Raw genomic sequence first — 14,619 nt, forward strand, 5'->3', positions numbered from 1 at the left:
TCGCGATGGATCTCGTCAAGCGCATCACCCGCTCGCGGCCGGTTCAGGAAACCCTCGGCTTTCTCGTCGCGGGTTACCTGAAGCTCGTGCAGCGCACGAACCGGTTCGTCATGGAACCGGCGGATGCCTATGACCGGATCGAAATGCCCGTGATCGCCGCCATGTGGCACGGGCAGCACTTCATGATTCATTTCGCCAAGCGGCCGCAGGACCGGGCGGCAAGCCTCGTCTCTCGCTCGGGCGACGGAGAGTTCAACGCCATCGCCCTGCGGCATCTCGGTGTTCGCGCCATCCGCGGCTCGGGCGCCCGCGGCCGCGATATCCGGAAGAAGGGCGGCGTTCAGGCGCTGCGCGCGATGCTCAAGGCGCTGAGCGACGGGGAAATGGTGGTGATGACCGCCGACATTCCGAAGATCGCGCGGGTCTGCGGCCAGGGCATCGTCACGCTCGCACAATTGTCCGGACGGCCGATCGTGCCGGTCGCGGTGGTCACGAGCCGCCGCATCGATTTCGACAGCTGGGACAAGGCGAGCATCGGCCTCCCCTTCGGCCGGGGCGCGATCGTGCTCGGCGATCCGGTTCACGTGCCGCGCGAGGCGGGCGACGAGGCCATGGAGCGTCTGCGCAGAACCGTCGAGCGGGAGCTCGACCGGGTGCACGAGCGCGCCTATGCGCTTGTGGGATCCAAGGATCCAGGCGCCAAGGATCCAGGCACCAAGCCTCACCAGGTGCTCATGAGGGATTCCCGCGCATGAGCTTCCCGATCCTTTTCAGAACGTACCGCCTCGTCGTCTCGGCGATGGAGCCTGCAGTTCTGGGCCTCCTCTACTGGCGCCAGCGCAAAGGGCGTGAGGACAAGACGCGCCTCGGCGAGCGGCAGGGCTATCCGAGCCGGCAGCGGCCCAAGGGCCACCTGATCTGGGTCCATGGCGCCAGCATCGGCGAGACCCTCTCCCTTCTGCCGGTGGTGGAACGCATGGCCCAGCGGGGCCTCGCTGTGCTGGTCACCTCCGGCACCCGGACCTCCGCCTCCCTGATCGCCCGGCGCCTGCCGCCGGGAGCCGTGCATCAGTTTGTCCCGCTCGACGTGCCACGTTATATAAGGCGTTTCCTCGACCACTGGCAGCCCGACGTGGCCCTCATTGCGGAATCCGAAATCTGGCCGAACACGATCATGGCGCTGAGCGAGCGTGATATCCCTCTCGTGATGGTCAACGGGCGCATGTCGGACCGGTCGTACCAGCGCTGGCAGAAGATGCCCCGCATCATCGGGGGCCTGCTCGAACGCTTCGCCCTGTGCCTCGCCCAGACCTCCGAGGATGCCGCGCGCCTCGCCCGGCTCGGCGCGCCCCGCGTCATCGTCACCGGCAACATCAAGTTCGATGCGGCACCTCCGCCGGCAGACCCGCGGGTCGTGGCCCAGCTCTCCGGCCTGATCGCCGGCCGGCCGGTCTGGCTTGCAGCGAGCACGCATCCCGGCGAGGAAACCGCGATCGTCGCCGTGCACCGCGCCCTGGCGAAGCGCCATCCGAATCTGCTCACCATCATCGCGCCCCGGCATCCCCATCGCGGGCCGGAGGTTGCGGCTATCGCCGGGCAGGCCGGCCTGAGGTCGGGCCGGCGTTCGGAGGGTATCCACCCCGACCGCGCGACCGATGTCTATGTGGTCGATACCGTGGGCGAGATGGGGCTCTTCTACCGGCTCTCGCCCATCGTGCTGATGGGCGGCACGCTGGTTCCGATCGGCGGGCACAATCCCATCGAGCCGGCGAAGCTCGGCGCGGCCATCCTGCACGGGCCTCATGTCCACACCGCCACGGAGATCTACGAGGCCCTCGACCGGGCGCGCGGCGCCGCGATGGTGAAGGACAGCGCCACGCTCGCGCGGGCGGTCAGCGAATTGCTGAGCAACACGGCGCTCACCCGCGACATGGCGCGTGCGGCCGGCGAGGCGGTGCAGGCCCTCGGCGGCGCGGTGGACCGCACCATGCAATCCGTCGACCCGTTCATCGTTCAAGCCAAGCTGGGGGCGCGGCGCTGATGCGCGCGCCGCGCTTCTGGTGGCAATCCTCTCCCTCGCTGCAGGCGCATCTGCTGCGCCCGGCCGGCATCCTCTACACCTCCATCGCCGCACAACGGATGCGGCGGCGCGGCGAGAAGGCGGACCTTCCCGTCATCTGCATCGGCAACTTCACCATGGGCGGCGCCGGCAAGACGCCGACCGCGCTTGCCGTCGCCAGGATGCTCGATGCGGCGGGCGAGAGCCCCGCTTTCCTGTCGCGCGGCTATGGCGGGCGCCTGCGCGGGCCGGTGCAGGTGCGGCTGAAGCACACCGCGTCCGATGTGGGCGACGAGCCCATTCTTCTCTCGAAGACTGCCCGGACCATCATCTCCCGCGACCGCCCGGCTGGAGCCCGGCTCTCCTACGAGATGGGCGCGACCGTCGTCATCATGGATGACGGTCTCCAGAACCCTTCGCTGATCAAGGATTGCGCCGTCGCCGTCGTGGATGGTGCCACCGGCATCGGCAACGGCCTGTCCCTGCCTGCCGGTCCGCTGCGCGCGCCGATGGATGTGCAATGGCCCGCCGTCGATGCGGTGCTCGTGATCGGAGAGGGCGGGCCCGGGCAGGAGGTCACCGAAGAAGCCGAGCGGCGCGGCAAGCGCGTGTTCCAGGCATGGCTTGGACCGACCGAAGCCGCACGGGCCTTGGAAGGCCGGAAGGTTCTGGCCTTTGCGGGGATCGGCCGGCCCGAAAAGTTCTTCGAGACCCTGAAAGCCTGCGGCGCCACCGTGGAGGTCGCGCGACCCTTTCCCGATCATCATCCCTATACCGCATCCGAGCTGGCGGCCCTGCGGCAGGATTCCGAGACACGCGGCCTTCTGCCGATCACCACGGAAAAGGATTTTGCACGGATCGCCGCCGTGAAGGACGCGGAGCCCTGGCCGAACCTGACCGTGCTGCCGGTGCGGCTGCGGATCGAGAACGAGACAGGGTTTCGCAACCTGATCCTGCGCCACATCAACGAGCGGCGGCTGCGGGTCGCCTGACCTCTATGGGTGGGACATGGCCTGTCTGGCGATGCGCATCATCACGGCCTCGGGCGAGGAATAGGCCTCCTGCCGCTCGACGCTCCAGTACTTCAGCTCGTCGAGGGGAATTTCGGTGCCCGTGATCGCGCAGCGCACATAGGCCCCTGGCTTCAGGACCCGAAGGTTGCTGTCGAGATATTGCACGACGGCCTCGCCGCCGCTGCGTTCGATCTTGTTCAACATGGGTGACATCGAATGGAATGCGTTGCGCTGTCTCTCACATAAGGGAGGTCGGCCAGGATTTCCAACACGGCGTTAGAGCATCTTTGAAGAGCGCATCTTTGGACGCGGCCCTCTGGGTCCGCACGATACGCTAGAAAAGCGCTCCCTGCTCGTCCGCCACAGCCAGCTTCGGCTTCGCCGCCGGCCGTGGCCGGGTCCCGATCCGCCCGCCGGTGGCATCGGCCTTGCCGTCGGCGAATTCGAGCACGAGAGCTTGGCCGTCCAGAACGGCATCGGCCGAGTTCAGCGGTTGCCCGTCCGCATCGCGGACGAGGGCGAAGCCGCGCTTGAGCACCGATTTGTAGTTCAGGCTGTCGAAGAGCTTCGTCACCGATTCCAGACGGTCGGCCTTGCGCGCGAACTGGCCCTGCAGGGCGGGGCCGAGGCGCTCGGCGACCCGCTGGGTGAGCTCGTGCGCCTGGGCGAGCCGCGTGCGCTCGGCCCGCAGCAGCGTCTCGCGGGACACCACGAGGCGACGGGCGATCTGCTTCAGGCTTTCCTCACGCAGCAGGATGGAGCGGCAGACGGCGTTGTAGGGGCGCGGGCCAACCGCATCGAGCCTTGCGCGCATGCGGGCGACATTGGCCACCGGCGACACATGGGCGAGCTGGCGCGCCACCTTGAGAAGCCGCTCCTCATGGCCGCGGGCGTTGCGGGCGAGCGCGGGATAGAGGCGCGTGGCCGCGAGATCGAGGCGCTGGCGCTTGGGCGAGATCAGGGCGTCGGGGCTCGGCAGCGCGCGGGCCGTGGCGCGCAGGTCCGAACGGCGCCGCTCCACCAGGCGAAGGGCAGCCTCGACATGGCGGCGCGCGAGGTCGTTGATCGCCGCCATGAGCTCGACCCGCACCGGCACCACCATTTCGGCGGCGCCGGTCGGGGTCGGGGCGCGCATGTCGGCGGCGTAGTCGATGAGCGTGGTGTCGGTTTCGTGGCCCACCGCCGAGACGAGCGGGATCGCGCTCTCGGCCGCGGCGCGCACCACGATCTCCTCGTTGAAGCCCCAAAGGTCCTCGATGGACCCGCCGCCGCGGGCGACGATGAGCACATCGGGCCGTGGAATCGGGCCGCCCGGCTCCAGCGCGTTGAAGCCGCGGATGGCGGCGGCGACCTCCGCCGCGCTGGTTTCGCCCTGCACGCGCACGGGCCAGACCAGCACCCGGCGCGGGAAGCGGTCCTCGAGGCGATGGAGGATGTCGCGGATCACCGCGCCCGTCGGCGAGGTGACGACGCCGATCACCCGCGGCAGGAACGGCAGGCGGCGCTTGCGCTCGGCGGCGAACAGCCCTTCCGCCTGGAGCTTGCGGCGGCGCTCCTCGAGAAGCGCCATGAGCGCACCGATTCCGGCGGGCTCGAGCGTCTCGACGACGATCTGGTACTTGGACGAGCCCGGAAAGGTGCTGATGCGCCCGGTGGCGATGACCTCCATCCCCTCCTCGGGGCGGATCTTCAGCTTGGCGAAGGAGCCCTTCCAGATCACCGCATCGATACGGGCGTTCTGGTCCTTCAGGCAGAAATAGGCGTGGCCCGACGAATGCGGCCCACGATAGCCCGACACCTCACCCCGCAGGCGCACATGGCCGAACGCATCCTCCAGGGTGCGCTTGAGAGCGCCCGCGAGATCGGAGACCGACCATTCCTGGGCATTCGAGGGAGCTTTCTGAGCGAACATGACGCGAACCTAATCCGCCCGCCCTGGACCTGCCAAGGGCGGCGGCGCAACAGGCCGTTCACAATGGCAAGCTATCCCCTATGCATTTCGCCGCGCCGGCCTGACAGTCCGGCCCATCATGCTGTCCGATCCCTGGGCCCTCCTCCCCCTTGTGGGGCGGAGTTGGAGGTGGGGGTGTGAGCGATACCTATGACGCTCTGGCGCCGGCACCCCCACCCTTAATCCCTCCCCTCAAGGGGGAGGGAGAACGCGCCGGCACCTAGTCGCCTACGGATATTGATTTATAAGCAGACTCTCAGGATGAGAGCAGAGTTCGATAGGCCAGACGTTCAGGAGCCATGCAGTTTCCGGGTAGGCGAAGGCGCGATCTACCTTTAATAGCCCAAGCACTTCACGGAGGGCTGAGGCCATGAACATTCTTCTCATCGGGTCCGGCGGACGGGAACATGCTCTGGCCCGCAGCCTCTCGGCGAGCGCGCTCTGCGACGAGCTTCTCATCGCTCCCGGCAATCCCGGCACCGCGCAGCACGGCACCAATGTGGCGCTCGACGTGACGGATCACCGAGCGGTGATCGATTTCTGCCGGGTGATGAAGATCGATTTCGTCGTGGTCGGCCCTGAAGCCCCCCTCGTCGTCGGCCTCGTCGACGATCTGAAGGCGGCCGGCGTCAAGGCCTTCGGACCGAGCAAGGCCGCAGCGCAGCTCGAAGGCTCGAAGGCCTTCACCAAGGATCTCTGCGCCGAGTTCGGCATTCCCACCGCCGCCTACCGCCGCTTCACCGATGCAGAGGTAGCCAAGATCTATGTGCGCAATTACGGCGTGCCGATCGTCGTGAAGGCGGATGGGCTTGCCGCCGGCAAGGGCGTGGTGGTCGCCACCTCCTTCGAGGATGCGGAGAGCGCCATCGACATGATGATCGGTGGCGGACTGGGTGCCGCCGGCGCTGAGGTGGTGATCGAGGCCTTTCTCGAAGGCGAGGAAGCGAGCTTCTTCGCACTGTGCGACGGCACGCACGCGATTCCCTTCGGCACGGCGCAGGACCACAAGCGCGTCTTCGACGGCGACGAGGGTCCGAACACCGGCGGCATGGGCGCCTATTCGCCCGCCGCCGTGTTGACGCCCGAACTCCAGGCCCGCGCCATGCGTGAGATCATCGAACCGACGCTCGCCGGCATGCGCGCGCGCGGCACGCCCTATACCGGCATTCTCTATGCGGGCCTGATGCTCACCAAGGACGGGCCGCAGCTCATCGAATACAACGCCCGCCTCGGCGATCCGGAAACGCAGGTGCTGCTGCCGCGCCTGAAATCCGATCTCGTCATCGCGCTGCTCGCCGCCTGCGACGGCGTTCTCGACAGCATCTCCCTGCAATGGTCGGACGCGTCAGCGCTCACCGTTGTCATGGCGGCGAAGGGCTATCCCGGCGCGGTCGAGAAGGGATCGGAGATCAAGGACATCGACAGGGCGGAAGCAATGGCCGACGTCATCGTCTTCCATGCCGGCACGAAGCAGGACGGCGACAGGATCCTCGCCAATGGCGGGCGCGTGCTCAACGTCACCGCGCTCGGACGCACGATCTCGGAGGCGAAGGAGAAAGCCTACAAAGCCGTCGATGCGATCGATTGGTCCGAGGGCTTCTGCCGCCGGGACATCGGCTGGCGCGCCGTGGAGCGCGAGCGGGCCTGAGACGCCCTACGTCAAGAGAGTGATGACGTTACGGAAGTTGCACTATTTTCCGTTGTACTCTCTTTTCTCCCAATCCGCGCATTTCACTTCCGTTGCAAGGACGCTAGCTTTCTGAGAGCCTTCTCATTGCAACCTGCGAGCGGCGCGCCATGAGCGACGATCTCTTTCCCGGTTTCGAAAGCCACTGGATCGACACGGAGGTCGGGCGTGTCTTTGCCCGTTCGAAAGGAACCGGCAAGCCGTTGGTTCTTCTGCATGGGTTTCCGCAGACCCATGCCATGTGGCACCACCTCGCGCCGACGCTGGCCGAGACCCATCGCGTCGTCTGCATGGATCTGCGCGGCTATGGCTGGTCGTCCGCGCCGAAGGGCGATCCGAAGCACGAGACCTATTCCAAGCGCGCCATGGGCCGCGACGTGATCCAGGTCATGGAAGCGCTCGGCCATGTGCATTTCGCCGTCGTCGGGCATGATCGCGGCGCCCGCGTGGCGTATCGGCTCGCACTCGACCATCCGGGCCGCGTCGAGCGGCTCGCCCTCCTCGACATCCTGCCGACCTATCACGTGTGGGGGCAGATGCGGGCGGGTACGATTCCGGAGGTGCATTGGGGCTACCTGTCTCAGGCCTATCCGAAGCCGGAGGAGGAGATCGGGCGCGATCCGATCCCCTATTTCGAGGGCTTGATGCGGCAATGGTCCGCCGCCGGCGATCTCAGCGCTTTCGATCACCGTGCGCTCCATGCCCTTTGGCAGAGCTGCAACGAGCCCGCCCGCATCCACGCCTTCTGCGAGGATTACCGGGCCGGCGCGACCCGGGACATCGAGGCCGACGAAGCCGATCTCGCCGCCGGCAAGACGATCCAGTGCCCGACCTACGTGATCTGGAGCGACTATTACCTCGTCAGCGGCCCCGTCGGCGACCGCAAGCAGCCGCTCGAGATCTGGCACCGGAGCTTCGCCCCCGAGGCCACCGGGATCGGCGTGACCTCAGGCCATTTCGTGGCCGAGGAGAACCCGAGCGCGACGCTCGAGGCGCTGCAGGGGTTTTTGAAGGGTTAGGCGCTCTAGCGCCGACCTTCGAAAAACTCCCGCAGCAAGGCCGCCGCCTCGCTCTCCCGAAGGCCGCCATAGACCTCCGGCGTGTGGTGGCAGGTCGGCTGGTCGAAGAAGCGCACGCCGTTGTCGACCGCGCCGCCCTTCGGGTCATAAGCTGCATAGTACACGCGCCGGATGCGGGCGAAGGAGATGGCGGCCGCGCACATGGTGCAGGGCTCCAGCGTCACGTAGAGATCGCAGCCTGACAGCCGCTCGTCGTCGAGCGCCTCACAAGCCTGGCGAATGGCGAGCATTTCCGCATGGGCCGAGGGGTCGCGCAGCTCCCGCGGGCGGTTGCCGGCACAGGCGACGATGCCCCCATCCTTGACGATGACGGCACCCACCGGCACCTCACCGCGCGCGGCGGATGCGCGGGCCTCGTCGAAGGCCACGCTCATGGGATCTCTCCCTTGAGGATCGAATGGGTTTGAACCGGCGTTGTCCGTCAAGCGCGTTTGTTCCTTATCTCTCGCTTCTCCAACACTCCTCTGCTATCAGGCTCCCATGACCGACAGCAACGACGATAATCGCAGGGGCCGTCCTCCAGGACGCTCCGACCGCGGCCGCACTTCCGGTGACCGGCCCTTCCGCAAATCCCGCGAGGGCGGCGAACGCCCCTTCCGCGCCCGCGGCGGCGACGACCGCCCGCGCAAGCCCCGCGAGGCCGGCGACAAGCCTTTCCGCAGCCGCGACAACGACGAGCGTCCCCGCCGCTTCGAGAGCGGCGACAAGAAGCCCTTCCGCCACCGTGGCGAGGGAGGCGACAAGCCGTTCCGCGCCCGCAGCACCGGGGACAAGCCTTTCCGTCCGCGCCGCGACGAAGGCGACCGCCCCTTCCGCGGCCGTGCCGGAGACGAGCGTCCGCGCCGCTTCGACCGTGACGGCGAGAAGCCCCATCGCGCCCGCGAGGAGCGCCCTGCCGTCCCGGCCGAGCCGCAGGAACCGGTCGAGGACCGCATCGCCAAGGTGATCGCCCGCGCCGGCATCGCTTCCCGCCGCGATGCGGAGGCGATGATCGCGGAGGGCCGCGTGACCCTCAACGGCCAGGTGCTGGAAAGCCCCGCCATCAACGTGACCGCCGCCGACAGGATCACCGTCGATGGCGAGCCCCTCCCCGCCAAGGAGCGCACGCGCCTGTGGCTCTATCACAAGCCGCGCGGCCTCGTGACCACGGCCCGCGACCCTGAAGGCCGTCCCACGGTCTTCGACAACCTGCCCGAGGATCTGCCCCGTGTGGTGGCGGTTGGCCGGCTCGACATCAACACCGAAGGCCTGCTGCTGCTCACCAATGACGGGGGGCTCGCCCGCGTCATCGCCCATCCGGACACCGGCTGGCTGCGCCGCTACAAGGTGCGCGCCCATGGCGAGATCAACCAGGCCGATCTCGACCGCCTGCGTGACGGCATCTCCATCGACGGCATCGATTACGGCCCGATCGAGGCGCGCCTCGATCGCGTGCAGGGCGACAACGCCTGGATCACGATGGGCCTGCGCGAGGGCAAGAACCGCGAGATCAAGCGCATCCTCGAGCATATGGGCGTTCAGGTGAACCGCCTGATCCGCATGTCCTTCGGCCCGTTCCAGCTCGGCGACCTTGAAGACGGGCTCGTGGAGGAAGTGCGCACGAAGGTGCTGAGGGACCAGCTCGGCGAAGCGCTCGCGATCGAGGCCGGCGTCGATTTCGAAAGCCCGGTGCGTGAGCCCATCGCGCCCTTCGGCTCCACGAAGAAGAATGACCGCCAGGACCGCGAAGAACGCAGCGAGCGTCCGGCCCGCGTCAGCCGCGACCGCGACCAGGAGCGCCCGCGCCGCCGTCGCGACGACGACGAGCGGCCGTTCCGCGCCCGCGACGGCGAGCGCCGCGGCCGCGACGAGGAGGAGCCGCAGAAGCGCCCCTCCCGCCTCGATCCGAAACGGAGCGTGTGGCGCGCCGGCGAGACCGACGAGGATGCGCCGCGCAAGAAAATGCCCCGCCGCGGCGCCGATCCGCGCGAGGCCCGCGCCGCTGCCGGAGAGCGTCAGCGCGAGCGTGTCGGCGCGATCGCATCGGCGGAAGGGCGCAAGGTCGTGGTGGAGCGCCTCGTGCGCCAGCCGCAGGAAGAGGAAGCGCCTGCTCCGAGCCGAGGCCGTGGCGCGGCCCGTGGCGAGGATCGCCCGCGCCGCCGTGACGACCGCGATGCGCCGCCCCGTCGCGACCGCGACGCCGAAGCCCGCCCGCGCCGTGACGACGACCGCCCGCGTCGCCCAGCCGGCGACCGGCCCTTCCGTGCGCGCTCCGAGGGAGCCGAGGATCGTCCGCGCGCTCGCCAGGGCGAACGCCCGTTCCGCTCCCGCGAGGGAGGCGACGACCGTCCGCGCAAGCCGCAGGGCGAGCGCCCGTTCCGCGCCCGCGGCGACGACGACCGGCCGCGTCGTGGACCTCCGCGCGGCGATGGACCGTCGCGCAGCGGGCCGAGAGGCGGTGCCGGCGGCGGCTTCAAGAGCGGCCCCAGGGGCGCATCCAAGGGCGGTGCCTCGAAGGGCGGCTTCAAAGGCGGCGGTTCCAAGGGCGGCCCGCGCGGTCGCCGGTAGAACCCCATGAACAAATACCGACCTCATCCTGAGGAGCAGACGTAAGTCTGCGTCTCGAAGGAGCTTCCAGAGAGCACTGGATCCTCCTTCGAGACGGTCACTGTGCGACCTCCTCAGGATGAGGCTTAATGTAAGCTTTGCAAGATTCTCTCAGTGAGGTTCAGATCATGAGAATCGTGGGCGGGCGCTGGCGCGGCCGCTCGCTCAAGGGGCCGAGCTCGGACGCGATCCGCCCGACCTCGGACCGCCTGCGCGAGACACTCTTCAACATTCTCCAGCACGGCTATGACGACCCTATCGAGGGCGCACGCGTGCTCGACCTCTTCGCCGGCACCGGCGCCCTGGGGCTGGAAGCGCTCTCGCGCGGCGCCGCCTTCGCGCTCTTCGTCGACGACGGCGCGCAGTCCCGCGGCATCATCCGCGAGAACGTGGAAGCGCTCGGCGCCGGCGGCGCCACACGCCTCTTCCGCCGCGACGCCACCCGCATGGGCGAGGCCGCACCCAACGCCCCCTTCTCCCTCGTGTTCTGCGACCCGCCCTACGGCAAGGACCTCGCCCCAAAAGCCCTGCGCTCCTGCGCCGAGGGCGGCTGGCTCGTGCCCGACGCGCTCGTGATCGTGGAAGAGGCGCAGGGCGTCGAGGTCACGCTGCCCGAGCGCTTCGAGGAGATCGAGCGGCGGGATTATGGGGAGACGAAGGTGGTGTTCGGGCGGTTTAAGGGGTGACCGGCAATGTCCTCCTAACAAAAAGAAGGTTGTCCTATCGTCATTTCTGAATAACATTTCGCCTCCGCGCTAGCGTTCCGATTTGCGATAGAGGTTGTCATGTCTGCGCCGTTTCTCTGGGGCTCCCGGATCGATCTTCCCGCAGGCATCTCCGACTCCCATATGGCCGCGCTCAGGAACGGCACCTTCCTGGTGGTCGGCAAGGTCGGGACGCCCTCGGAAGACGTCGCTCTCAAAGCCTGGATCTACGATGCCGATGGCTCGCTGAAGGAGGAAAAGGTCCTCGAAACGCCGGCCTACAGTCAGTTTCCTGCGGACTACTTGGCGAGACATTCATCCAATCCATTTGCGGTGGAACTTCCAGATGGACGCATTGCTCTTACCTGGTCGCTGGCCGTCAGCGAACTAGGCGGACAGTTCCTGTCATGGCTCGGAATCTATGGCAGCGATTTGCGGTCGGCTGGAGATCTTAAGCCTGTTGCAGGACTCTACGGCGACAGCCAGAGCCAGGGGGGAATCTTCAAGGCCGACGATGCTCTTGCGCTTACCGACGGGCGTGTCGTCGCCACCTATCGCAGTGAGGGTGGCCAGGCGTTTTTGCGTATCCTGGAGGCCGATGGATCCCTCTCGTCGCCGTTGAGCCTCGGGTCGACGCTTCCGTCCGACCGTTACTCCGACTTCGAGTCCCACATCGATCTTGCAGCTCTCGCAAATGGCAAAGTGGCCGCTGCGGTCCGTACGAGCGGAAGCGAAAACAAGATCTACATCCTCGATCCCGCGGCTGCCGGCGGCCCCACTGTCTTAAAAGAAATCTCCGTTCCGATCGTCGCCCCGCCGGGAATGAAGTCGCTTGAGGTGACCGCCCTTGAAGGCGGCGGATTCGTCGTGACGTGGGCCGAGAGCGGCGCAATTGACGGATCGCAATCTGAGCCGGTCGTGACAGTGAGATTCCAAATCTACAGCGTGGACGGGACACCCATCAGAAGTGAGCCTCTCGCATTCTACACAAGCGTCGCAGAGGCTGCCGCCGTCGGCACGCCGGATGTTGTCGCCCTTCCCGGCGGCGGATTCGCCCTTGCTGCTCAAGTCGTCACAGGCACTTTCCCGAGCAGGTCGGAGGTCCGATTAGCGACCTTTACGGCAACGGGAGAACGCGTGAGCGACAAGCTGCTCGTGAGCAGGCCAGCCGCAGAAGGCGAGTTCTCGCTTCAGGGATTATCCGTATTGGCTGATGGGCGCCTCGCGGCGCATCTCTCGAACGGGATTCAGATCGTCGATGCACGCAGCGAAGCGGTTTTTCTGAAAGGGACCGCAGGCAGCGATCACTACATCGGCACGGCCTTCAACGATACCTTCGATGGGAGTGCGGGCGCGGACAGGATCGATGGCGGCGCAGGCATCGATGTCGTCTCCTTCGTGAATGCAAAGGCCGGCGTGACGGCAAGCCTTTCGAACGGCACCGGCGGCGATGCGGCAGGCGATACTTATGTCTCCATCGAAGGCCTGCTTGGCTCGTCCTTCGACGATATTCTCATCGGCAATGGTTCCGCGATCCTGAAGGGTCGGGGCGGCAACGACACCTACTCCATCAAGGCCGGCGATGTGTTCGAGGAGGCCGCCAATGAGGGCCGGGATACGGTGATCGTCGGTTCTTCCCACACATTGGCCTTGGACGCGCAGATCGAAGTGCTCCGGCTCGAAGGCATCTCGTCGAAGATCTCAGCTCATCTCACCGGTTCCAACATCGATAACGAGATCATCGGGCATGCGGGGACGAATACCCTCAAGGGCTTGAGCGGAAACGACCTGATCAAGGCATTCTCCGGCGATGACCGCATTTACGGCGATGGCGGAAGCGACACGATTCATGGCGGAACCGGCAACGATCGGCTCTATGGCGGATCCGGCACAGGCCGAGACGTTTTCGTGTTCGACACCAAGACGAACAAGAGCACCAATGTCGACCGGATCTATGACTTCAATCCCAAGTATGACGCGATCTGGCTGGAGAACGCCATCTTCACCAAGCTCGGCAAGGGCGCGCCCTCCAAGCCGATGAAGTTCAAGTCCGATATGTTCGTGAAGGGCACATCTGCCAAGGACAAGGAAGACCGCATCGTCTACGACAACAAGACGGGCGCGCTTTACTACGATCAGGATGGCGTGGGCTCGAAAGCGCAGGTGAAGATCGCCACGCTCAACAAGAACCTCAAGCTGACTTACAGCGACTTCTTCGTCATCTGAGCGGCGCTTCTCACGTTCCCGCACTGTCATCCCGGGGCCGCTAAAGCGGAGCCCGGGATCCATAACCGCTGACGACGCAGGATGCGGCGTAACGCTGCTCACTCTTTCCTGAACCGTCGTGTTTATCGATCCCCGCCTGCGCGGGATGACAGCGGGAACCGAAGAGCACGACGAAAGCCGCCAACGTCCCCCCGCATTTGCTCTGCCCTCAGCCAAGCGCTATACCGCCTCGATACCCGTCTTCCCGGGGGAAAGGCCATCATGAAAGCGGTTCTCTTCGAGCAGTTCGGCCAGCCGCCGCGCGTGCAGAACGTGCCGGATCCGACGCCCTCGGTAGAAGGCGTGGTGATCAAGGTCGAGGCGACGGGTTTGTGCCGGAGCGACTGGCATGGCTGGATGGGGCACGACCCTGATGTGGTGCTGCCGCATGTGCCGGGCCACGAGCTCGCGGGCACCGTGCTTGCGACCGGAAAGCACGTCACACGCTGGAAGAAGGGCGACCGCGTCACGGTGCCGTTCGTCGGCGGATGCGGACATTGCCATGAATGCCATTCCGGCAATCATCAGGTCTGCGAGCAGCAGTTCCAGCCCGGCTTCACGGCCTGGGGCTCGTTCGCGGAATATGTGGCGGTGGACTACGCCGACACGAACCTCGTTGCGCTGCCCGAGGAACTCGATTTTGTCACCGCTGCGAGCCTCGGCTGCCGCTTTGTCACCTCCTTCCGCGCCATCGTCGATCAGGGCCGCGTGAAGCCCGGCGAGTGGGTCGCGGTCCATGGCTGCGGCGGTGTCGGGCTCTCGGCCATCATGATCGCGACCGCCATGGGTGCGAACGTGATCGCCGTCGACCTGACGGAAGAAAAGCTCGCCTTCGCGCGCGAGATGGGCGCAGTGGCGACCGTCAATGCACGCGAGGTTCCCGATGTGGTCGGCACTGTCAAGGAGATCACCGGGGGCGGTGCCCATGTCTCCATCGACGCGCTCGGCAGCCCCGTGACTTGCTTCAACTCAGTCGCTAACCTGCGCCGGCGCGGGCGCCATGTGCAGGTCGGCCTGATGGTAGGCGATCATGCCCGCGCCCCGGTGCCGATGGCGCAGGTCATCGCGCATGAGCTCGAGATCTACGGCAGCCACGGCATGCAGGCCTTCCGCTATGGAGACATGATGGAAATGATCCGCACCGGCAGGCTCGCGCCGCAAAAGCTCGTCGGCAAGCATCTGAGCCTCGACGAGGCGCCCGCGGCGCTGATGGCCATGGATGCATTCGAAGGACTTGGCATCGGCGTCATTACGCGCTTTGCTTGATCGACCGGA

At 66.7% G+C, this 14,619-nt stretch carries 12 protein-coding genes; 9 read left to right on the plus strand and 3 right to left on the minus strand.

Annotated features, from left to right (window positions below; genetic code table 11):
• Positions 1-5 precede the first annotated feature (5 nt).
• The 3 genes from BB934_RS06680 to lpxK are packed head-to-tail and all read left to right on the plus strand — an operon-like array spanning position 6 to position 3,051.
• On the plus strand, positions 6-755 hold the full coding sequence (locus BB934_RS06680) for a lysophospholipid acyltransferase family protein (RefSeq protein ID WP_099508936.1): 750 nt from the start codon (positions 6-8) through the stop codon (positions 753-755).
• Positions 752-2,041, plus strand: a complete 1,290-nt coding sequence (locus BB934_RS06685) for a 3-deoxy-D-manno-octulosonic acid transferase (protein WP_099508937.1) — start codon at positions 752-754, stop codon at positions 2,039-2,041. Before BB934_RS06680 ends, BB934_RS06685 begins: the two co-directional genes overlap by 4 nt.
• On the plus strand, positions 2,041-3,051 hold the full coding sequence (gene lpxK, locus BB934_RS06690) for a tetraacyldisaccharide 4'-kinase (protein WP_099508938.1): 1,011 nt from the start codon (positions 2,041-2,043) through the stop codon (positions 3,049-3,051). Before BB934_RS06685 ends, lpxK begins: the two co-directional genes overlap by 1 nt.
• Before the next feature lie 3 nt (positions 3,052-3,054).
• Here lpxK and BB934_RS06695 read toward each other — a convergent pair whose 3' ends face one another.
• Positions 3,055-3,276 carry a DUF2093 domain-containing protein gene (locus BB934_RS06695; protein ID WP_099508939.1) on the minus strand — a complete coding sequence of 74 codons (222 nt, stop codon included), beginning with the start codon at positions 3,274-3,276 and terminating at the stop codon, positions 3,055-3,057.
• A gap of 130 nt (positions 3,277-3,406) precedes the next feature.
• Positions 3,407-4,984, minus strand: coding sequence for an exodeoxyribonuclease VII large subunit (xseA, locus tag BB934_RS06700; protein ID WP_099508940.1), 1,578 nt, complete (start codon positions 4,982-4,984; stop codon positions 3,407-3,409).
• Between the two features lie 409 nt (positions 4,985-5,393).
• On the opposite strand from xseA, the gene purD reads away from it, so the two are divergent.
• On the plus strand, positions 5,394-6,671 hold the full coding sequence (purD, locus tag BB934_RS06705; protein WP_099508941.1) for a phosphoribosylamine--glycine ligase: 1,278 nt from the start codon (positions 5,394-5,396) through the stop codon (positions 6,669-6,671).
• A gap of 149 nt (positions 6,672-6,820) precedes the next feature.
• Positions 6,821-7,729 carry an alpha/beta fold hydrolase gene (locus BB934_RS06710; protein WP_099508942.1) on the plus strand — a complete coding sequence of 303 codons (909 nt, stop codon included), beginning with the start codon at positions 6,821-6,823 and terminating at the stop codon, positions 7,727-7,729.
• Positions 7,730-7,734: 5 nt separating this feature from the next.
• On the opposite strand, the gene BB934_RS06715 is transcribed toward BB934_RS06710, so the two are convergent.
• Complete coding sequence (locus tag BB934_RS06715) at positions 7,735-8,163, minus strand: nucleoside deaminase (RefSeq protein WP_099508943.1); 429 nt, start codon at positions 8,161-8,163, stop codon at positions 7,735-7,737.
• 106 nt (positions 8,164-8,269) lie between these two features.
• Between BB934_RS06715 and BB934_RS06720 the strand changes: the two genes are divergently transcribed.
• From BB934_RS06720 to BB934_RS06735, 4 genes are all read left to right on the plus strand, one after another.
• The gene (locus BB934_RS06720) at positions 8,270-10,336 is read left to right on the plus strand and encodes a pseudouridine synthase (protein ID WP_157934065.1); all 2,067 of its coding nucleotides are present in this window, start codon (positions 8,270-8,272) and stop codon (positions 10,334-10,336) included.
• A gap of 167 nt (positions 10,337-10,503) precedes the next feature.
• Entirely contained in the window at positions 10,504-11,061 is a 558-nt protein-coding gene (rsmD, locus tag BB934_RS06725) for a 16S rRNA (guanine(966)-N(2))-methyltransferase RsmD (protein WP_099508944.1), read from the plus strand.
• A 99-nt stretch (positions 11,062-11,160) separates the two neighbouring features.
• Complete coding sequence (locus tag BB934_RS50445; protein ID WP_099508945.1) at positions 11,161-13,305, plus strand: calcium-binding protein; 2,145 nt, start codon at positions 11,161-11,163, stop codon at positions 13,303-13,305.
• Between the two features lie 261 nt (positions 13,306-13,566).
• A complete protein-coding gene (locus BB934_RS06735) occupies positions 13,567-14,610 on the plus strand; it encodes a zinc-dependent alcohol dehydrogenase family protein (RefSeq protein ID WP_099508946.1) in 1,044 nt (347 codons plus the stop codon).
• Positions 14,611-14,619: the final 9 nt, after the last annotated feature.

Origin of the sequence: Microvirga ossetica (assembly GCF_002741015.1) — a bacterium.
Taxonomy (GTDB): domain Bacteria; phylum Pseudomonadota; class Alphaproteobacteria; order Rhizobiales; family Beijerinckiaceae; genus Microvirga; species Microvirga ossetica.